Genomic DNA, 20,370 nt, shown 5'->3' on the forward strand with positions numbered 1-20,370 from the left:
TCCGCTACGACAAGCTGAAGCGAAATTACGAGAGCATGGTAGCCATGGCCTGTGGGTTTCTATGGCTCCCCATGTGAAACGTCAACAGACCCTAGGTAATGATGGATCTCAAACGCTTTACCATCGACGAGGCCGGCCTGTTGTACAAGGACCAGGCACGTCACCCGATCGTCGAAGACGATGTCGTGATCTACGCTGGGGCTATCTTCAGGCGCATCACCATCAGCAGAACTTCCACCCTTGGTGGAAACCTCTGGCTGACCTGTAGCGTGCCATCTGGCAGCAGTGTCACCCAGGCGAATTTGCAACATCTGCCAGGCAACGCGGGGTAGTCGCATGACGAACCTTTCCGGCCTGTTCATTTATTGACTACTGGACATCGGGCGCGTAAGTGGCTCGCAGACATGTCATTGCCAAATGGCTTGCATGTGTTTGTGTTTCATTTTTGCACGATGCCGATGAACTGCCACCTTGTCTTTTTTGGAGTAATTAATGGCCGATAATCAGGCTGCACCCCAGGCCCTTGGCGACAATTCCGCTCGCCAGCTGGCGAATGCGACGAAGACCGTTCCCCAGCTCTCTACCATCACTCCGCGCTGGTTAGTGCATCTGCTGCAATGGACGCCGCTGGAAGCCGGTATCTTCCGCCTGAACAAGGTCAGGAACCCGCTGAACGTGCAGGTAGCCTGCTCGCAACGCGACGAGTCAGCACTACCGCAAACGTTTGTCGATTACGAAGACCAGCCGCGCGAGTATTTCCTCAACGCGGTAACCACCATTCTCGACGTTCATACCCGCGTCTCAGATCTGTACAGCAGCCCGCACGACCAGATCCGCGAACAGCTGCGCCTGACCATCGAAACCATCAAGGAGCGTCAGGAAAACGAGCTGATCAACAACCCCGAATACGGTTTGCTGGCCAGTGTCGATCCGACTCAGCGCATCTCGACGCTGGGCGGCGCACCGACACCGGATGACCTCGACGAGTTGATCACCAAGGTCTGGAAAGAGCCGGCGTTCTTCCTGGCCCACCCGCTGGCGATCGCCGCCTTCGGTCGTGAGTGCACTCGCCGTGGTGTACCGCCGCCCACCATCAGCCTGTTCGGCTCGCAGTTCATCACCTGGCGCGGCCTGCCGCTGATCCCTTCGGACAAAATACCGTTCGACGAGAATGGCAAGACCAAGATCCTGCTGCTGCGCGTCGGTGATCAGCGTCAGGGCGTAATCGGTCTTTATCAGCCGGGTCTGGCTGGCGAGCAGAGCCCCGGACTGTCTGTCCGCTTCATGGGTATCAATCGCAATGCCATCGCTTCCTATCTGATTTCGTTGTACTGCTCGCTGGCAGTGCTGACCGAGGATGCCCTGGCTGTGCTCGATGACGTGGAGGTCGGCAAGTACCATGACTATCCAGACACTTACAAGTAACCCACTACCCGATCCGGCACTGGATGGCGGCTCGCCCGTCAGCCCGTTGGATCTGGGGGAGCTGGGCCAACTGGCGAATGAGTTATTTTCTCGTCTGCCGGGTGGCGGCAATTCGCATGCCCAGCCGACGGTTGCTCCGGTGACCGCAGACGCTGCCACGAGCCAGGTGCCGCATGAAGTCCCGCTGGCGGCCACGCCGCCGGCCGGGGTGGCCGATGGCGTCGAGCTGGGTTCGCCGGAGGCTTACACTGCGGCGATCCCGCGGATCTATCCGGGCTCTTCGCTGGGCCTTCCGGAAGCGGCTGGCAGTCCACTCTACTTTTATAGCCAGGGTAGCCAGAGCAGCGAGGTTGGCACTTACTCGCGCGAGCCGATCAAGGCTGTGGCGTTGCCGGATTATTCCGATCTGTCGTCGTTCGGCCTGCCGGACGCGAAAGCGCCTGGGTCGGTCCACCAGTCGGAGCCGGTTTCGGCACCGGGAGCAGTCAAGCCGCAGGCCGGGGGAACGAACGGACAGTTCTATTTCCTCGACCGGGCCGGAACGCCATACCGGGCGGAACGCTCGCAAGCCAAGGGCCAGCCCTCGACCCAGAATGTCTTTGATGTGCAGGCTGTGCGCCGGGATTTCCCGATTCTCAGTGAGCGGGTCAACGGCAAGCAACTGGTATGGTTCGATAATGCCGCCACTACGCACAAGCCAAAATCGGTCATCGAACGCCTGAGCTACTTCTACGAGCACGAAAACTCCAACATCCATCGTGCCGCGCATGAACTGGCGGCACGAGCCAGCGACGCCTACGAGGGCGCCCGCCGCAAAGTGGCGGACTTTCTCGGGGCGCGTTCGGTGGATGAAATCATCTTCGTGCGCGGCACCACCGAAGGCATCAACCTGATTGCCAATACCTTCGGTCGCCAGAACATTGGCGAAGGCGACGAAATCATCGTCTCCAACCTGGAGCATCACGCCAACATCGTGCCCTGGCAATTGCTGGCTGCCGAGGTTGGGGCGAAGATCCGGGTGATTCCAGTGGATGACACGGGCCAGATCATTCTGGAAGAGTACGCCAAGCTGCTCGGCCCGAAGACCAAGCTGGTATCGGTCACGCAGGTCTCCAATGCCCTGGGTACCGTGACGCCGATAGCCGAAATCATCAGCATGGCGCACGCGCTCGGTGTACGGGTGCTGGTGGATGGTGCGCAATCGGTCTCGCACATGCGGGTTGACGTGCGGGCGCTGGATGCCGACTTCTTCGTGTTTTCCGGACACAAGGTCTTCGGGCCGACCGGGATCGGAGCGGTCTACGGCAAACAGGAACTGCTTGAGCAACTGCCTCCCTGGGAAGGCGGCGGCAACATGATCGCCGATGTAACCTTCGAGAAGACGATCTACCAGTCGGCGCCTTTGCGTTTCGAGGCTGGCACCGGCAACATCGCTGACGCGGTAGGGCTGGGTGCGGCACTGGACTATGTGGAGCGGATCGGGCTGGAGAACATCTATCGCTACGAGCACGACCTGCTGGTCTATGCGACTCGCGGTCTGTCGGCGGTTCCCGGTATTCGCCTGATCGGCACGGCGGCCCACAAGGCCAGCGTGTTGTCCTTCGTGCTGGATGGCTACCGTACCGAAGAAATTGGCGTGGCCCTCAATCGCGAAGGAATCGCCGTGCGTTCCGGGCACCACTGCGCGCAGCCAATCCTGCGGCGCTTTGGTGTGGAAACCACGGTGCGGCCATCGCTGGCGTTCTACAACACCCATGCTGAAGTCGATCTGCTGGTTTCTGTTGTACAGCGATTGGCGCGTGACAAGGGTTTGGGGCGCTAATCCTTATCGAATGAATATTTGATAAGGACTGCCGGAGGCCGAACGAAAGCAGTATTTTCGTTCAGCCTTCGGTTTTTTTTGGTGGATAATTACTTAATATCACTTATTTATAATAAATAATTCCTATATTTAACTGCATAGTTCATTAGTATTGTTTGAAATGGCTTAAGGTTATTGATGTGACCCAGGAAGAAAGGCTCGATGCAATCGCCGCCCTGCTAGAGCGACAGCAGCGCATTACGGTCGATGAAATCTGCCGGAATTTTGCCATTTCTCGTGATTCCGCCCGGCGGGATCTGGTCAAGCTAACCGAGCAGCCACGGTTCCAGCGCATCCGTGGAGGTGCCAGGCTGCTCAAGCTAATCGCGGAGCCATTGCCATTCCTGCAGCGCTCACGCAGCGCAACCAAGGTGGCGCTTGCCCAGCGTACCCTGGAGGTACTGCAGCCTGGTGCCAGTCTGTATCTGGACAGTGGCAGCACTCTGCTGGAACTGGCTCGGCTGCTGGCGGCGCAGGCGCAGCCCTTCCGGCTGGTCAGCGCCGCGCTGGATGCGTTGCAATTGCTGAGTCAGAACCCGGTGCTCAGCCTGCATGGTCTGGGCGGAGAGTTCGAACCCTTGCAGCGCATGATGCTGGGCGCGGAAGCCGAACGGCAGTTGGGACTGTTCCGCTTGCAGCACGCGGTCATGGGGATTTGCGCTTTGAATGAGCACGGCCTGACTGCTCCAACAGCTGCCGAAGCCGGTTTGAAACGCCGGGCGATCAGCCAAGCCGGGCATCTGATTGCGGTCGGTAGCAGCGACAAATTTGGTCAGCAGCAATTGCATCAGGTTTGTGAACTGGCGCAACTGGATCTGCTGATTTGCGATGCCTTGCCTGCGGAGCCGTTGCGTCAGGCACTCTCCGATCTCGACATCCCGATTGTCACCCTGGAGGTTTCCCTTGATTAAGACTGCAGTCATCGGTTACGGGCTTTCGGCCCGGATTTTCCATTTGCCTTTCATCCTCAATCAGCCGGAACTGCAACTGGTGGCTATCAGCAGTTCCCAGCAGCAGTTGCGACAGGATTATCCGCACGTGCAGCATTACGCCGATGGCAGCGAGCTGATTGCCCAGAGCGATGCCGAACTGGTCGTCATCACCTCACCGAACCACAGTCATTTTCCTCTGGCCCGGCAGGCGCTGCTGGCTGGCAAGGATGTACTGGTGGAGAAACCTTTCGTCGTAAGTTCGGCAGAGGGTGAAGAATTGGTAGCTCTGGCCGAGCGCCAGCAACGCCTTCTGGCGGTCTATCACAACCGCCGTTTCGATGGTGACTTCCTGACTTTGCAACAACTGCTGCGCACTGGGCAACTGGGAGAAATCCGTTATTTCGAATCTCACTTCGACCGTTTTCGTCCGACGCCAAGGGCTCGTTGGCGCGAGCAGTCCGTACCCGGTGGCGGCATTCTCTATGATCTCGGTCCGCACCTGATTGATCAGGCGCTGGTGTTGTTCGGCCTGCCCGAAGCGATCAGTGCACGTTGTCGCGAATTACGCACCGGTGCCGAAGCCACTGATTACTTTCATCTGCAACTGCACTACCCGGATAAAGAAGTGATCGTGCATTCGAGTCCATTCTGCGCTGCTCCCAACCTGCGTTTCGTGCTGCAGGGGACCTTGGGTAGCTACCACAAGTCCGGGCTCGATCCGCAGGAAGATGCGCTACGTGCCGGCGAGCGGCCAGGCGGCCCGGACTGGGGGCAGGAAAGGGCGAGTCAGTACGGCAGCCTGTATACGGAGCATGAAACCCGGACGCTGGCGACCCTGGCCGGCAATTACCAACTCTTCTACCGGCAGCTGGTACAGGCCCTGCAACGCCGCGAGCCACCACCGGTCAGTCCTGCCGATGCCTTGCAGGGTATCCGGTTGATCGAACTGGCCTATCGCAGTCATGAACAAGGGCGGACTCTGGAGGTGAAGCCGTGACGCCAGCCGAACTGCTTAAACAGGAAACACAGCTGCATCTGCCAGGTTTCGATCTTGTCGCCGCCTGGCAACTGGGCCAACTGCTGTATCAGTATGCTGCCGCCGTCCAGGCTCCGGCCGTGCTGGAGATTCACGCCTATGGCCGGATTGTCTTCAGTGCCGCTTTGCCGGGCTCCAACGCAGACAATCACGACTGGGTCCGGCGCAAGCGTAATACGGTGCTGCGTTATGGGCACAGTTCGCTGTATCTGGGCGAGTACAACCGCAGCAGGGGACGCGAATTCGAAACCCAGCCGCATATCGATGCCAAGAAGTACGCAGCCCACGGCGGCAGCTTTCCGCTGCGCTTGGCAGGTGGCGGGGAATTGATTGGAGCAGTGACCCTGTCGGGACTGCCGCCGCAGGAAGACCATCAACTGGTGATCGATGTATTGCAAGCCTGGCTGAAGGTTGCCGGAACCTGATTGTTGGGTTGATTCGATTAGCCAATTCTGCGGCCCGAGGTCCTGATACGGTGTTGCCACTACCCGTCATAGCCCGCCATGGCCCGTTGTAGCGTCTGGTCTTAAAAACTTCGATCAGCCGAACTTGAGTAATTAACCACCTCAGTCATTAGCAATTCGATTCCGAGCCAGGGCTCCTTGCACAGCAATTGCATACGGTGTTGCCAGCGGTCGGCCGTTGGGTATTTTGCCGATACTCTCGTTCGACCGATCTATTTTCGAGGAGCTTGTCCATGTCGATTGAAAAAACTGTCCTGGTTATCGGAGGGGGCAGTCTTGGGTTATACATTGCCGGTCGTCTGAGTCTGGCGGGAAAGCCGGTAACCGTGGCGCAACGCAATGGCGCCGCGGCACAGGATGCCGGGATAACGGCCGAAGGCGATGAGCACTGGCAAGCACCGCAGGTACGCTATACGCCGTTCGATGAACTGCAGGGGCCTTTCGCCCAAGTGGTGGTGGCGGTGAAGTCGCACGATCTGGATGAACTGCTGCCGCGCCTGGTAGAGCTCGGCAATGCGGATACCGAATACCTTTTCCTGCAGAATGGCATTCCCTGGTGGTGGTCGCATCGCGATGGCGAGATCAGCGGCGCACCGCTACTGGCGCGCACCGTAGCGGTGATCGTCCATCATGCGGTAGAGCGTATCGCTCCCGGTCGCATTCGAGTTCGTCGCACCGGCAATGATCGTTACATCTGTGCCCGGATTCAGGGCCAGCCGGATGCTCCGTTGCAAGCGCTGGTTGCCGAGTGGCACCAGGCAGGCATCGCAGCAGTGAGTTCGGCGGATATTCGCCGTGAGGTATGGACCAAACTCATGGGCAACGCCACGCTCAATCCGCTGAGTGCGATCACCGGGGCAACGACCGGTGCGCTCGCCCGTACTCCGCATACCCGTTCTGTGCTACTCGCTGGCATGACGGAAATCTTTCGCCTCGCCGAGTTGGACGGCTGTACCCTGAGCACCACTCCCGAGGTGCGCGTGCAGCGTGCCGAAGAGGTAGGCGAAACGCGCACGTCGATGCTTCAGGACCGTCTGGCCGGACGGCGTCTGGAAACACAGGCCCTGCTTGCTGTGCCAATCGCCATCGCTGAGCGGCATGGCGAACCTGTTCCCGTCCTCAGAACCTTGCTTGGTTGCCTGGTGTTTGCTCAGGCGGACGCTGGCAGAGCGCAGTAGCAACTCGATCGCCTGTCCAGCCAGTTCCGGCGATGCCAGCACAGCTGGCCGGAACGGGGCTGGGCTTAAGTACAGCTAGCTATATGTGTCAGCCATTCAGTGCGGCCTGGAAGCTGCGATCCCATAGTGGCCGCACATCCACCGGTCGCTCGATCACTCCGGCCTTGAGAAAGAGATCAGCCACATCCTGCTGGCTGCGGATCGCCGTGTCGTCCACCGGTACCAAGCGACGTACCTGGCTTTCGTTACGCAGTAGGGTAAGTATGGCCTCGGTCGGTACACCGATTTCCGGAGCGAGTATTGTCGCATAGCGTTCCGGATTGTTCTGGCGCCAGGCGAATGCCTTTTGCAGGCGGGCGAAGTAATCGGCTATGGCTGCGTGGCGTTGAGGATCGGCGATAGCTTCAGGAGTGGAGAAGAAGAGATAGTTGCCCGACAGATAACCATTGGCGCGCTTGAGTACCCGTGCTCCGACGGAGGTTTGCGCCAGCGGCACCGAATAACCATAGATGGCCCAGGCATCGAGCTGGCCAGTGCGGAATGCGGCGGCACCATCGGGAACCGACAGGTTGACCGCCTGGATATCGGCAAAACTCAGGCCGACCTCATCGAGCATTCTGGTCAGGTAATACTGGGTTGTGGTGGCGCGTACATAACCGACACGCTTGCCCTTGAGTTCGGCAATAGACTGAATAGGCGAATCTTTGGGCACCAGTACCGTCTGTTCGTTGACATCGCCCTTGATCACGCCGATTACACGAATATGAGCGCCTTTGATGAAGCCAAACAGTGGCGGGATTTCACTACCGTAAGCTAGGTCAAGCGAGCCGCCGTTCATTGCCTCTAGCATCAGGTTGCCCGAAGCGAATTCCGCCCATTCGAGAGGGGATGGCGTATCGAGCAAGCCGGCAGCTTCCAGCAGCAGCTTGTCGCCACCCTTGTACTGAGCAACCCGCAGCTTGCCTGGTGCAGAGGGCTGGCCGTGAACCAGCAGTGGCGCCAAGGCCAGGGTGCCGGCAGTCGCGGCGAGGAACTGGCGGCGCGACAGACCGCCTGAGTGTCTCGGCATCGATATTTCCTCTCTCCTATTCGTTGAATGAAGGCGATGCTAGCGGCCCGTCATATTATTCATTAAATAAATAATAATTATATTTTTATATGATTATTTTTCACTAATAAGGCGCTTTGCCCGGAGGATTTCCAATCTTCCGAAATGTGGCCCACCGGCACGGAAAAGTGAGTGAGCTGCACTGTTGCTAGTGAAGCAGTACTGTCTTTTAACTGTTGCCAGGGCAGCACATGGCCTTCGACTGGTCACGCTACCCAGTGGCAGGTGCCGACAGATACTCCTTGTGCCGGTATCTCCGGGGTTGCCGCCATTCACGGCTATCGACGGTAAAATCCCTCGTTCTCCAGCGCTACCAGCCAAGCTGGCAACCTCTATGGCGCGACTTTTGCCCTGACAGGTACATCTGTACAGATTCACCCATACGTCAGTGCGCCAGAGGAAAAGGGACATGACAATCGATGTCGGCCGCAGATCGTTACTCAGGAATATGGCGTGGCTCGCTACCGCGAGTCTGATCCTGCCAGGGTGCGGGAAGAAGGAAGAGGGCGGCGCCGACAGTAGTTCGTCTGCGGGCGCTCCAGCCGTGTTGAAAAAGGTGGGTGATGGCGTGGTCGAGTTCAAGTATCCCGACAACCCGACCTTTGATCTGGTTTATCTGGCCGAGGCGCTGGGGTATTTCGACGGCACTCGCACGCGGCCGCGCTATGTGGGCAAGGTTGCCGCGCCGCAGATCATTCCCCTGATCGGCACCGGCGAGATCGACTTCGGGACACGCATGGTACCGCTGGTGATTTCTGCCATTGCCAGCGGCCTGGATATCAAGGTGGTATCCGCTGGCGGCAAGACCCTGGAAGAAGCCCCGCATATGAAATACTTCGTGCGCAAGGATGCCGGGATTCGCACGCCGAAGGATCTCGAAGGCAAGACGGTCGGTTTCAACAGCTTCGGTGCCTGCGCCGAATTCGTCACCAAGAAATACCTGCGTGCCCAGGGCGTGGATGTGAACAAGATCAACTGGCTGGTGGTGCCGGATAACCAGGCGGAGCAGACTCTGGCGACTGGCAATACCGATCTGGCGATCATCCACCCACCATTTTCCGGAGGTGCGGAAAGCAACACCGAGTTGACCAAGCTCTGGAGCGACTACGACCTCGACGGTGGGCTGGGTGGCATGGCGCCCTACAGCGTCTATGGCAAGTTTGCCCGCGAGCATCCCGAAGCCACGCGTGATCTGGTGGGGGCCATCGCCAAGGCAGCCAACTGGGTCAACGCCAATCCCGACGAGGCCCGCAAGATCACTGCCCAGCGCATCGGCATGGAGCTGCGTTTGGTCGAGCGCTTCGCCTATGTCGAGAATCTGGTCGTTACCGAAGCGCCGATCCAGTATTACATCGACATTCTCGAAAGCGAAGGCAAGCTGCCGCCCGGCAAGATTCGGGTGAAGGATGTCTACACCAACGAATTCAATCCTTTCGCCTGAGGTTGCCAGCGTGAGCAGCAAAATCGTGGCGCATGACCTGCGCATGGAGTTCACGGCGAAGAACGAGAGCGGTCAACCCGAACGCGTTGTGGCCCTGGCAGACTTCAATCTGGACGTTCGCGAAGGTGAGTTTCTGTCGGTGCTGGGTCCGTCCGGCTGCGGCAAGTCCACTTTCCTCAGCATTCTTGCCGGGTTGGCCAAAAAGACTGCCGGCAGCATCCGCATCGACGGCCAGCCGCTGGAAGGCATCAATGCCAACCAGGGTGTGGTGTTCCAGGGCTATGCCCTGTTTCCCTGGCGCACGGTGCTGGAGAATATCGAAGTGGGCCTGGAGATTCGGGGCGTCCCGCGCGCCGAGCGTCGCGAACGGGCCCGGGAATATCTGGAGCTGGTGGGGCTGGAGGGTTTCGGTGGACGCTATCCCCATGAAATTTCCGGTGGCATGCGCCAGCGTGTGGCCATTGCCCGTTCGCTGGTCTACGAGCCCGATGTGCTGCTGATGGACGAACCTTTCGCCGCCCTGGATGCCCAGACCCGGGAAATTCTCCAGGATGAATTGTTGCGCATTTGGGATCGCTACAAGAAAACCATCGTCTTCATCACCCACAGCCTGGACGAGGCGATTTTCCTCTCCGACCGCATCGCCGTGATGACCCATCGCCCGGGACGGGTCAAGGAAATCATCGAAGTGCCGTTACCGCGTCCACGGCAGGCCGAAGTCCGTAATTCCGAGGAGTTCGTTCATCTGCGCCAGCGCGCCTGGGCGGTCTTGAAGGATGAAGTCCGCTTTGCCAGCTTGCCGTCCCGTACCACTGCCGACGTGCAGCTAGCTTCACCTCCAGAGGCCATTCGCCAGTTTGCCAAGGGATAGAGAGCCATCATGAGCCAGCGTTTATCCAGGCTGCTTGATCGCTGCCTGGGCATCCTCCTCTTCATTCTGGTCTGGGAACTGCTGCCGCGCAGCGGTATCGTCAGCCAGGCTTACCTCAGCCCACCCTCGGCTGTCCTGCAAAGTATCTGGGAGCTGGCCTCGTCGGGCCTGTTATTCAAACACCTGGAAGCGAGTCTCTATCGCTCGCTGTCCGGTCTGCTGCTGGCCATTTTTACCGGGGTGAGCCTGGGTTTGCTGATGGGGTGGTTCGCCCGCTTCGAGTCGATGGTCGATCCTTTGCTGCAATTGTTCCGGCAGACTTCGGCGTTGGCATTGTTCCCGGTGTTCATCCTGTTTTTCGGCATCGGCGAACTCTCCAAAGTGGCGATCATCTTTTGGGCCTCGTTCTGGCCGATCCTGCTCAGTACGATCAGTGGTGTGAAGCAGGTGGATAAACTGCTGATCGATTCGGCCCGTTCCATGGGGGCTTCCCAGCTGTTCCTGTTCTATAAGGTGGTGCTGCCGGCCGCTTCGCCGTCGATTTTTACCGGCATCCGGCTTGCCGGAGCCTATTGCGTCACGGCACTGGTGGCTGCCGAGATGATCGGCGCGCATTCCGGGCTGGGTTTTTTAACCCTTAATTCCCAGGAAATCTTCCAGATCCCCAGCATGTATGCCGGCATCCTGCTGCTGGCCGTGGTCGGCTTGTTGCTCAATCTGGTGCTGGCGCTGATCGAGCGACGCTTCACCCGCTGGCGTAAAGGGCTGAGCCACAATGCCTGAAGCGCTGACGCCGCTTTTCAGCAAGGCTCCGTGGTGGTGGAGCCGTCCGGCGACGCGCTGGCTGCTGATCTCGACGCTGCTGGCCGTGGCAGGCCTATATGGTCTACCGGAATGGACCGATAACCCGTTGCTGCATGAGCGTTCTCCTGGCCCGCTGCTGGAACAGGCGCGCCTGCGCGGCAAACTGGTTGTCGGGGTCCGTGAATATTCGCGGCCAAGCATGCCGGGTGCGCCAGTCCGGCGCGAACCGGATAGTGTCGATGCGGCACTGGCACAAGCACTGGGGCGCTACCTGAAGGTTCCGGTGGAAATGCTCGGTCTGGCGTCGGATGAGCGCGAGGCAGCCTTGCGCGAACGGCAGGTCGACGTGTTGATTACCGGTGCGACGGAGCCAGCGGCCAGGACTGCAGTGCCGGTTCCGGCTTCTGCCGTTCATGGCCGCGGTGCCTTGATTGCGTTGCGTACCCTCGCTCTGCCAGAGCCCGAAGCACTCTCCGGGCATTCGGTTTGCCTGGCCGAAGGCAGCCCATACCACCTGCCGATCAGCAAAAGGGGCGGTTTGGTGCGCAACCATCCTTCATCGCTTCAGGCGGCCACTGCCTTCATGGCTGGCGAATGCGATGTGCTGGCAGAAGACCTCCGCCTGGTCGAATGGCTCCTGCAACAGCCCGACTGGCGCTTCTATCGCCAACTGCCGTTCGAAGTACGCCAGGAAACCGGTGGTTATGTGCAACTGCCGGATACAGAACCCCAGACTGTCACCTGGCTTGCGGCAGCGCTACGTGACTGGCAGCGCCAAGGATTGCAGGACCAGGCACTTGGTCAGCGCATCAGCGACTTCGGCCTCGATATGCTCAAGCTGGAAAATGGCCTGGTTTGTCATTGAGGGCTGATGGCTGGGTAACTGCTGTTATGGGGGGACGCATGGTAATAGTCTGCGTTAGCTCGCGAGCCTTTGAACAGGCTCTGAGACGCGCTGCAAGATGCAGCGCATCAAGGGCCGTCAGCCGGGGATGCCGCTGCCGCCCGCTACGCCAAACACCTGGCCGGTAAGGTAGCTGCCCTCGGTCGAGGCGAGCTGGACGAAGACTGGTGCGATTTCCACGGGTTGGCCGGGCCGCCCCATGGGTACGTCGGCACCGTGTTTTTCCACCGCCGACATCGGTTGCCCGCCGCAGACCTGCAAGGGTGTCCAGAACGGCCCGGGAGCCACGGCGTTCACACGGATGCCCTTGGGCATGAGCTGTTTCGCCAGGCCCTTGGTTAAATTGGTGATCGCCGCCTTGGTCAGCGCATAGTCCAGGATGATCGGGCCGGGAACATAGGAGTTGGTCGAACCCGTGTTCACGATCGCACCGCCGGGTGGCATGTGCGGGATCGCTGCCTTGATGATCCAGAACAGCGCATAGAGATTGGTCTTCAGCGTCCAGTCGAACTGCTCGGTGGTCAGGTCGAGGAAGTCCTCGTGGTAGAGCTGTCTTCCCGCACAATTGACCAGCGTATCCAACCCGCCGAGCTGCTCGACAGCGTCGGCGACCAGCTTCTGGCAGAACGCTTCCTCGCGTATGTCGCCGGGAATGGCCACGGCCTTGCGGCCTGCCTGGCGAATCAGTTCGATCACTTCGCGCGCATCTTCCTCCTCCTGCGGAAGGTAGTTGATCGCCACATCGGCGCCTTCTCGCGCATAGGCGATGGCTGCCGCGCGGCCCAACCCGGAGTCGCCGCCGGTGATCAGCGCCTTTCGGCCGGCCATCTTGCCGCTGCCTTTGTAGCTGGTCTCGCCGTGATCGGGGCGCGGATTCATCTTGGAGGCTAACCCTGGCCAGGGCTGCGGCTGTGCCGCGAAGGGGGGATGCACATAAAGCTTGCGCGGATCGGAAGGCGGTGGTGCAGCGGTGCTGTTCGCCTGTTCAGACGGTTGTGCCTGTACCTTGGCGGCAAGCGTTCCCGCGAGCCCTACTGCCACACCCGCGAGCACACCGCGACGTGTATTCGAGACTGGTCCGTTCCTGTCGTCTGCTTCACTCATTAATATCCTCCTGTTTTTGTCGAACGTTCGAAATCACGGTTCCTGATCTGCGCCTAATGGGCAGAGCCGCACCGGCTTTATCCAACGGCTACAGTCAGTTGTATTGTTGCGGTGATATGGGACTGGCGAGCTCGGGCTTGATGAGCTTTGCGCCAGATCGGCCACGCGATGAGGTGAGCTGGATCTATCCGTCGCTGGGTAAGCTTGATAGCGATACGCCGAATCTCCTGAATAAATCTGCGAAGAGTTCATTACTCCAATGCCGCTTGGAGCAATGAATTTGCCATTCGGTTTTTTCCTGTAAGGAAATACACCCATTCAGGTCATGACTAAATAGGCCGATGTAGGACTGGGGGGCTTCTAGGCTCTTAGGTCAGTCGCGAAGTGAGCCGGGTTGAACAGGTAGTTGGTTGTGCAGGGGATAATCGCGCTCGGCACTGGCAGAAGCAGTGCGCTTCGCTCATCCAGAAAGTGATCCCCGATAATCCGAGTGGCCTGCGGGCCTGACTTCCAATGCTCCGGCAGAATCGGGGAATCGGCCAGCGGAACCGAGTCGGGAAGCTCAATGCGGATTAGCTGCAGCGTCGAGGGAAAATCTTCCGGGTCGATTTCCAGGTGCACCAGAACCTCCAACATTGCCCCGGCAGGGCTGGCGGCAGTTACGTGCTGCCAAGCCGTGAGTGCCGGACTGACGGCCGTGCGGTGTGGGGTCGATCAACTGCGTCTGGAGCGTGGTGGTAAAACCCTGCAGAGGGCTAAGGCATTGCTCGCCTGAATTGCTCCGGTGTCCGTGACTTGCCGCGCTGCTTCAAGACTTTTCCTGAGCTGAATTTCAAATCGACAGACTGCCCAGCCGCCCGTCCTGCTCATGGCGTGTCGGTCGGCGCTTGTTGACCACCAGTTCGCCGAACTTGATCAGTTGTGCCCGAGTGATGTTGCGGCTGAGACCGAGCAGGTTGGCGGTGTGGACCTGATTGCCATGGCAGAAGCGGTAGGCAGTGCGCAGCAGGGTGGCCTCGACCCGTTCGTGCAGAGCGCCGCATTCTTCCTCGAAGAGTTTCTGGAAGGCCCGTTGCAGCAGGGCTTCGGCCGATTCGTCGGTGGTTTGGGACGTCTCTTCCTGGCGTTCGAGGCGCAGGTTGGAGAGGTGCAGGTCGCAGGCACGGATGAGGTTGTTGCGGCAGATCAGCAGTGTGTGGTGGATGACGTTTTCCAGCTCGCGGATGTTTCCCGGCCAGGAATACTCGACCAGTTTGCAGCGGGCGTCCTGGTCCAGGACGATCTGTTCGTAGCCCAGGCGGCGGCCGTATTCGACGATGAAATGGTTGGCCAGCGGCAGAATATCGCCAGGCCGTTCGCGTAACGGCGAGAGTTCCAGGCTGACCACGTTGAGCCGGTAGTAGAGATCCTCGCGGAAGTTACCGGCGTTGATGGCCTTTTCCAGCTGCACATTGGTGGCCGCCAGCACCCGGACGTTGATCGGAATACTTTTACGCGATCCCAGGCGCACCACCTCGCGCTCTTGCAGCACGCGCAGTAACTTGACCTGGATCGGCATTGGCAAATCACCGATCTCGTCGAGGAACAGCGTGCCGCCATTGGCCTCCTCGAACCAGCCCGCCTTGGCTCCGAGCGCGCCGGTAAAGGCGCCTTTTTCATGGCCGAACAGTTCCGCTTCCACCAGATTTTCCGAGAAAGCGCCGCAGTTGACCGCAACGAAAGGACCGTTGCAGCGGTTGCTCAGGTTGTGGACATGGCGGGCCACCAATTCCTTGCCGGTGCCGGTCTCGCCAATGATCAGCACACTGGCGTCGCTGGGTGCGATCTGCTGCAGATGGGCAAGCAGGGCCTCGGATTTGGGGTCCTCGAACACTTGGGCGGTGGCCCGGATCGAGGTAGCGAGTGCTGGCGTGGGCGGTAAGGTCAGCAGTTGCATGATGGTCCCTACGAATAGAAGGTCGGGGTCGGCAACGACTCGTTGAGAGCCCAATCGCCGAGTTCGTGCAGCTTGTAGTCCAGCGGATCGTGCAGGCTCTGGGTCCGCAAGTTGCGCCAGAAGCGATCCAGCCGCAGCGCGCCATGGGTGGCGCGGGCGCCGGTCACATCGAACAGGCGGCTGGTCAGGTCCAGGCCGGCGCGGGTGGCGGCGACCTTGGCAGTGGCGATGGCCAGCGCCAGTTCACCGCGCTCGCGGGCACCGAGCCCTTCCTGCTTGCTCCAGGCTTCGTCAAACAGCTCGTTGGCCCGGTTGGCCAGCAGGCGCACGCTTTCCAGGCCGACCCAGAATTCGCCATAGTGGCGCAGGATATAGGGATCTTCGGTGGCGAAGGCGGCGGCGGATTTGAACCAGGGGCGGGTTTCCTTGAGCGTATATTGCCGGGCCTCATGGAAAGCGCCTTCGGCAAGGCCGAGGAACAGGTTGACGAACGTCAGCTGGGCCAGCAGTGGGCGCAGACAGGCGAAGGGTGTGCTCAACGGACCGGGATCAAGCAGCAACTCGTTTTCCTCGACCCGCACCCGCTCGAAGGTGACGCTGCCACTGTCGGTCTGGCGCTGGCCCATGTTGTCCCAGTCGCCATGCAGGGTGATGCCGGTACGCCCACTGGGAATGGCGGCGATCAGCAGTTTGCCGCCATTGGACTCATCCAGCCCGGAGGCGATCAGCATTTCCGAATCGGCCGATCCGGAGCAGAAACTCTTGCGTCCGGAAAATTCGCGCCAGCCATCGCAACGCCTGGCCACGGTCCGGGTATCCAGGGGGTTGAGCGCATTGCCCCAGAACCAGTTCTTGCGCGCCGTCTGCTCGAACCAGGGTTGCCACTGCTCGGGGCGGGAAAACAGGCGCACGGTGGCCAGCATCAGGTGCTGGAAACCGTAGACATGGGCAATGGAGCTGTCGACGCGGGCAAATTCGCGGACGATCTCCAGTGCTTCGCTCCAACTGGCACCCAGGCCGCCGTATTCGCGGGGAATGCTCAGGGCCAGCAGGCCACTGCGGCGCAAGGCGTCGCGCTGGGCCTTCGGGGTGCCGCCCTGTTGATCACGCTCGGCAGCAGTTTCGGCGAATTCACTGGCCAGCTTGCGGGCAATCAGCAGAGGTGAAATCGGCTGAAGGGATTGGGATGAAGCAGTCACATGCGGTTCCTCTGCTGGTTTGGATGTTCAAGGCGTGTCAGAGCCTGTTCACGATCTGCTGCGCGTCGGTCAAACGGCGTTGAAAGCGGTCTGGATCGCCAGCCCGATCGGCATGTTCATTTACTACCCGTAAACTCGCGCCAGCCTGGTCCGCTTCCTCAGTCGTTTTCGCCTGGCTCGCGAGCTCGTGGCCAAGCGCTAACGGACGAATCGAGTACGCCTTGCCGAATACTGTTGCGAAATAAACAGTTATCGGAATGTTTCACAAGCAACAGTGCGGTGTCGGTTTTCGCTGTAGAAGCCGGCGTCGACATGGCTGCAAACTGTCCAGCAAGCAAGCTAAATGATCTAAGTTAATAAAAATAAATAATCTTTAGTTATTAACTTAGTTGCTGAGGTTGTGAGAGAGGTGTTGATGCCGCGATTGTGTTTGCCAGGCAACACTTGTCATATGGGTGGTGTTGATCGAGCAACAGCAAATCAACAGGTAAAGTATCGGGGGCAACAGTAGGCCGCCGCAGTAGCGGTTTTGCGACAGTGGCCAAAGGCTGGCCAGGGAAGGGCGGCAAGCCGCGCCAGGCCTGGCTTGTGGGCAAGCAGCAGCGAGGTGCGGGCATGCTGGCTGGTACAGCCCTTGCTGAAGAAAGGAGAAGTGCCGAGCCCGCAGTACCGCACCGCTTGCCGAGTGTGTATCTGCAGGTTTCCCGGCTTTTCCCTCTTCTGTTTGTGAGAGCTCATTCATGAGTCTGGATATTTTCTGGTTCCTGCCTACTTCCGGCGATACACGCTATCTGGGCAAATCATCCTCCGGTCGGCCGGCTACCAACGAATATATGCGGCAGATTGCCGTTACGGCTGAAAGCCTGGGTTATGACGGTCTGCTCATTCCCACCGGAGCCAGCTGCCTGGACCCTTGGGTTACTGCTGCCAGCCTGGTGCCGGTGACCAGCCGCATCAAGTTGCTGGTAGCTCTGCGCACCTCGGTCAGCGGGCCCACCGCCTGCGCTCGCCAGGCCGCTACGCTCGACCAGGCCTTGCATGGCCGACTGTTGCTCAATGTCGTACCGGGTGGCGATGCCACTGAACTGGCTGCCGAAGGCGTCTTCCTCGATCATGACCAGCGCTATCAGGCTGCCGACGAATTCCTCACGGTGTGGCGCGATCTACTGGCTGGCAAGACTGTCGATTTTTCGGGCGAGCACGTTACCGTGCAGCAAGCGCAGAATTTCTTCCCGCCCATACAGAAGCCTTATCCGCCGCTGTATTTCGGCGGCTCCTCGCCGGCAGCTCATGAACTGGCGGCCAAGCATGTAGATGCCTATCTCACCTGGGGCGAGCCGCCAGCGGCGGTGGCGGAAAAGATCGCCGATGTGCGTGAGCGGGCAAAGAAATATGGCCGTACCGTGCGTTTCGGTGTGCGCCTGCACGTGATCGTGCGCGAGACCAACGAGCAAGCCTGGGCCGCTGCCGAGCGGCTGATCAGCCATCTGGACGACGAGACCATCGCCCAGGCCCAGGCCAACTACGCCAGCATGGATTCCGAAGGCCAGCGCCGCATGGCCGCGCTGCACGGCGGCCGGCGCGACAAGCTGGAAGTCAGCCCCAATCTTTGGGCCGGTGTCGGTCTGGTGCGCGGCGGTGCCGGTACGGCGCTGGTGGGCGATCCGCAGACGGTGGCCGCGCGGCTGAAGGAGTACGCCGATCTCGGCGTGGACAGCTTCGTGCTGTCCGGCTATCCGCATCTGGAAGAATCCATCCGTTTCGCCGAGTTGGTCTTCCCTCTATTGCCCGGTAAACAGCCGGTTACCGTGACCGACCAGGTACTGACCGGCGGCGCCTTCGATATCCGCGCTAAAAATAGCGAGGCGGCGGCATGAACGTGATCGACATGCGTTGCCGGCCAGCCTACCTGCACGACTTCTTCGGTGCCACGCCCGGCTCGCCCGAGCATGCTACCGCCCGCTGGTTGAATCGGCGGGTCGGCACCCGTGGCCCGGATGCGCACTTCGAGCGCTCGCTGACCGCCGAGGGCTTTCTCGCCGAAGTCCGCGAAGCGGGGCTGAGCAAGGCGGTGGTGGTGGGGCGGCACACACCGAGCCAGCACCTGCCCAACGATTTCATCCACGAAATCGTGCAGGGGCATGATGAGCTGCTGGGTATCGCTGGCGTCGATCCGGCGTTGCAGGGAATAGATGCAGCCCTGGCCGAAGTGGATCGCGCCATCGATCGCCTGGGACTGGCAGGCATCGATCTGGAGCCGGGCTTCGGCGAACCGGCCCGGCACCCCGACGATGCGTTGTATTTCCCGCTGTACGAGCACCTGGCTCAACGGGGTATCCCGCTGTTTCTGATGTCCGGGCCGACCACTCCGGACCCGGCGTTCAACGATCCGGGCCGGCTGGCAAAGATCGCCCGCGATTTTCCGCAGTTGCGGATCGTCTGCTACCACGGCTATTGGCCGAATGTTCAGCAACTGCTGGGCGTGGCCTTCCGCTATGAGAATATCCTGGCGGTGCCGGACATGTACCTGTTCCTGCCCGGCAGCGAGGCGTTCGTCCAGGCGGCCAATGGTTTCCTTTCCGATCAGTTGTTGTTCGGCTCTTCCTACCCGTTCCGACCGATCCACCAGTCCATCGCCGATTTCCTTGGCCTGGGTTTTCACGAAAGCGTGATCGACAAGCTGCTGTACGGCAACGCGGCGCGCTTGTTCGGGCTCGCTTGAAACCGGGCCGGGCGCGGGCGATCCTCTGTCTGCGCCCGGCCGCCGGGTGAAAACGCCGACGCCTTTCCTTTGCTTCGCAGGTCCTCCCATGTCCGAACGCTTCCCAGGCTTTTCCACCCGTGCCGTACACGCTGGCAACGACATCGACCGCCAAAGGGTCACCCAGCCCAAGATCCTGCCGATCTACCAGACCTCGGTGTTCGTCTACGAGTCGCTGGCGCAGGTCGACGACTTCCTGGCCGGCAATCCCGACAACTACATGTACACGCGCCTCGGCAATCCCAATCCGGCGGCGCTGGAGGCGCTGATCCGCGAACTGGAAGGCGGCGAGGCGGCGTTGTTCTGCGCCTCCGGCATGGCCGCGATCAGCGCGGCGCTGCTGGGCAGTCTGGATAGCGGCGACCACCTGGTTGCCAGCCGCGAGTTGTACGGCACCACCCAGAGCTTGCTGGAAAAGGAACTGGCGCGCTTCGGCATCGCCGTCACGTTGGTGAATATCGGCGATCTGGTCGCTGTTGAAGCGGCGATCACGCCACGGACCCGATTGATCTACACGGAAACTGCCTCCAATCCATTGTTGCGGGTCAGCGACGTGCCGGCGCTGGCCGCGCTGGCGCAGTCGCACGATCTCAAGCTACTGGTGGACAACACCTTCCTGTCGCCGGCGCTGTTCCGTCCTCTGGACCACGGCGCCGACCTGGTGCTGCACAGCACCACCAAGTACCTCAACGGCCACAGCGATGCCACCGGCGGCATCCTGGTCGGCGATGCCGAGTGGGTGGCTCGGGCGCGGCGCTTCCAGATCAACGCCGGCGGCAGCGCCAGCCCATTCGAGGCCTGGCTGACCTTTCGCGGCGCCAAGACTCTGGCCCTGCGCATGCAGGCCCATTCGCGCAATGCCCTGGCGCTGGCCGAAGCGCTGGAGGCGCATCCGAAGGTGGCGCGGGTGTACTACCCGGATCTGCCCTCGCACCCGAATCACACCCTGGCGCAACGGCTGTTTCCCCAGGGCAGTTCGGGCATGCTCAGCTTTACCCTCAAGGGCGGGCTGGACGAGGTGGACCGGCTGATCCAGGCCTTGCAGCTCGCGGTATTCGCCCCCTCGCTGGCCGGAGTGGCAACCAGCATCAGCCATCCGGGCAAGACCTCGCACCGCAACCTGAACTCGGAGACCCTCGCCGAGCTGGATATCCACGACGGCACCGTACGGGTCTCGGTAGGTATTGAGGAGAGTGTGGATATCGTCGGCGATTTCATCCAGGCGCTGGATCGGCTCTGATCCGCCGCTGCCCGGCAGGCAACAGCGAACGGGCATTTTGTTTGGATACGGGTTTCGGGTTTATCCGGGGTGCGCATTTAACCATTTGAATAAATTGAGTTTTTAT

17 protein-coding genes and 2 pseudogenes are annotated in these 20,370 nt (G+C 60.3%); 14 read left to right on the forward strand and 5 right to left on the reverse strand.

Going from position 1 to position 20,370, the window contains the following annotated elements:
- Nucleotides 1–95: 95 nt before the first annotated feature.
- From FHR87_RS16625 to FHR87_RS16655, 7 genes and pseudogenes are all read left to right on the forward strand, one after another.
- Nucleotides 96–332: pseudogene (locus tag FHR87_RS16625) on the forward strand (serine O-acetyltransferase EpsC); the annotation flags it as partial.
- Nucleotides 333–492: 160 nt separating this feature from the next.
- The gene (locus tag FHR87_RS16630) at nt 493–1,425 is read left to right on the forward strand and encodes a family 2A encapsulin nanocompartment shell protein (RefSeq protein WP_183167862.1); all 933 of its coding nucleotides are present in this window, start codon (nt 493–495) and stop codon (nt 1,423–1,425) included.
- Entirely contained in the window at nt 1,400–3,247 is a 1,848-nt protein-coding gene (locus FHR87_RS16635; protein ID WP_183167863.1) for a family 2A encapsulin nanocompartment cargo protein cysteine desulfurase, read from the forward strand. Before FHR87_RS16630 ends, FHR87_RS16635 begins: the two co-directional genes overlap by 26 nt.
- 179 nt (nt 3,248–3,426) lie before the next feature.
- Nucleotides 3,427–4,197: a DeoR/GlpR family DNA-binding transcription regulator gene (locus FHR87_RS16640; protein ID WP_338021266.1), complete on the forward strand. Its 771-nt coding sequence runs from the start codon at nt 3,427–3,429 to the stop codon at nt 4,195–4,197.
- Entirely contained in the window at nt 4,190–5,215 is a 1,026-nt protein-coding gene (locus FHR87_RS16645) for an oxidoreductase (RefSeq protein ID WP_246336073.1), read from the forward strand. Before FHR87_RS16640 ends, FHR87_RS16645 begins: the two co-directional genes overlap by 8 nt.
- Complete coding sequence (locus FHR87_RS16650; RefSeq protein ID WP_183167866.1) at nt 5,212–5,679, forward strand: heme-degrading domain-containing protein; 468 nt, start codon at nt 5,212–5,214, stop codon at nt 5,677–5,679. Before FHR87_RS16645 ends, FHR87_RS16650 begins: the two co-directional genes overlap by 4 nt.
- A gap of 272 nt (nt 5,680–5,951) precedes the next feature.
- Nucleotides 5,952–6,896 (forward strand): ketopantoate reductase family protein, encoded by a 945-nt coding sequence (locus tag FHR87_RS16655; protein WP_183167867.1) that lies wholly within the window; start codon nt 5,952–5,954, stop codon nt 6,894–6,896.
- A gap of 88 nt (nt 6,897–6,984) precedes the next feature.
- Here FHR87_RS16655 and FHR87_RS16660 read toward each other — a convergent pair whose 3' ends face one another.
- Nucleotides 6,985–7,965, reverse strand: a complete 981-nt coding sequence (locus FHR87_RS16660) for an ABC transporter substrate-binding protein (protein ID WP_183167868.1) — start codon at nt 7,963–7,965, stop codon at nt 6,985–6,987.
- A gap of 448 nt (nt 7,966–8,413) precedes the next feature.
- Between FHR87_RS16660 and FHR87_RS16665 the strand changes: the two genes are divergently transcribed.
- The 4 genes from FHR87_RS16665 to FHR87_RS16680 are packed head-to-tail and all read left to right on the forward strand — an operon-like array spanning nt 8,414 to nt 11,985.
- Entirely contained in the window at nt 8,414–9,445 is a 1,032-nt protein-coding gene (locus FHR87_RS16665) for an ABC transporter substrate-binding protein (protein ID WP_183167869.1), read from the forward strand.
- Nucleotides 9,446–9,455: 10 nt separating this feature from the next.
- Nucleotides 9,456–10,316 (forward strand): ABC transporter ATP-binding protein, encoded by an 861-nt coding sequence (locus tag FHR87_RS16670; RefSeq protein ID WP_338021267.1) that lies wholly within the window; start codon nt 9,456–9,458, stop codon nt 10,314–10,316.
- A 9-nt stretch (nt 10,317–10,325) separates the two neighbouring features.
- Complete coding sequence (locus FHR87_RS16675; protein ID WP_183167871.1) at nt 10,326–11,099, forward strand: ABC transporter permease; 774 nt, start codon at nt 10,326–10,328, stop codon at nt 11,097–11,099.
- Nucleotides 11,092–11,985, forward strand: a complete 894-nt coding sequence (locus FHR87_RS16680) for a substrate-binding periplasmic protein (RefSeq protein ID WP_183167872.1) — start codon at nt 11,092–11,094, stop codon at nt 11,983–11,985. Before FHR87_RS16675 ends, FHR87_RS16680 begins: the two co-directional genes overlap by 8 nt.
- A gap of 117 nt (nt 11,986–12,102) precedes the next feature.
- On the opposite strand, the gene FHR87_RS16685 is transcribed toward FHR87_RS16680, so the two are convergent.
- The 4 genes and pseudogenes from FHR87_RS16685 to FHR87_RS16700 form a co-directional block, all read right to left on the reverse strand.
- Nucleotides 12,103–13,128 carry an SDR family oxidoreductase gene (locus tag FHR87_RS16685; RefSeq protein ID WP_183167873.1) on the reverse strand — a complete coding sequence of 342 codons (1,026 nt, stop codon included), beginning with the start codon at nt 13,126–13,128 and terminating at the stop codon, nt 12,103–12,105.
- Nucleotides 13,129–13,488: 360 nt separating this feature from the next.
- Nucleotides 13,489–13,776, reverse strand: a pseudogene (locus FHR87_RS16690) (RES family NAD+ phosphorylase); the annotation flags it as partial.
- A 184-nt stretch (nt 13,777–13,960) separates the two neighbouring features.
- A complete protein-coding gene (locus tag FHR87_RS16695; RefSeq protein WP_183167875.1) occupies nt 13,961–15,064 on the reverse strand; it encodes a sigma-54 interaction domain-containing protein in 1,104 nt (367 codons plus the stop codon).
- Nucleotides 15,065–15,072: 8 nt separating this feature from the next.
- The gene (locus FHR87_RS16700) at nt 15,073–16,233 is read right to left on the reverse strand and encodes an acyl-CoA dehydrogenase family protein (protein WP_420826753.1); all 1,161 of its coding nucleotides are present in this window, start codon (nt 16,231–16,233) and stop codon (nt 15,073–15,075) included.
- A 770-nt stretch (nt 16,234–17,003) separates the two neighbouring features.
- Here FHR87_RS16700 and ssuD point away from each other — a divergent pair.
- The 3 genes from ssuD (at nt 17,004) to FHR87_RS16715 (ending at nt 20,264) form a co-directional block, all read left to right on the forward strand.
- Nucleotides 17,004–18,140 carry an FMNH2-dependent alkanesulfonate monooxygenase gene (gene ssuD / locus FHR87_RS16705; RefSeq protein ID WP_183167877.1) on the forward strand — a complete coding sequence of 379 codons (1,137 nt, stop codon included), beginning with the start codon at nt 17,004–17,006 and terminating at the stop codon, nt 18,138–18,140.
- A complete protein-coding gene (locus FHR87_RS16710) occupies nt 18,137–18,985 on the forward strand; it encodes an amidohydrolase family protein (protein ID WP_183167878.1) in 849 nt (282 codons plus the stop codon). The genes ssuD and FHR87_RS16710 overlap by 4 nt, the downstream gene beginning before the upstream one ends.
- 88 nt (nt 18,986–19,073) lie before the next feature.
- The gene (locus FHR87_RS16715) at nt 19,074–20,264 is read left to right on the forward strand and encodes a trans-sulfuration enzyme family protein (RefSeq protein WP_183167879.1); all 1,191 of its coding nucleotides are present in this window, start codon (nt 19,074–19,076) and stop codon (nt 20,262–20,264) included.
- Nucleotides 20,265–20,370: the final 106 nt, after the last annotated feature.

Source organism: Azomonas macrocytogenes (assembly GCF_014191985.1).
Taxonomy (GTDB): Bacteria; Pseudomonadota; Gammaproteobacteria; order Pseudomonadales; family Pseudomonadaceae; genus Azomonas; species Azomonas macrocytogenes.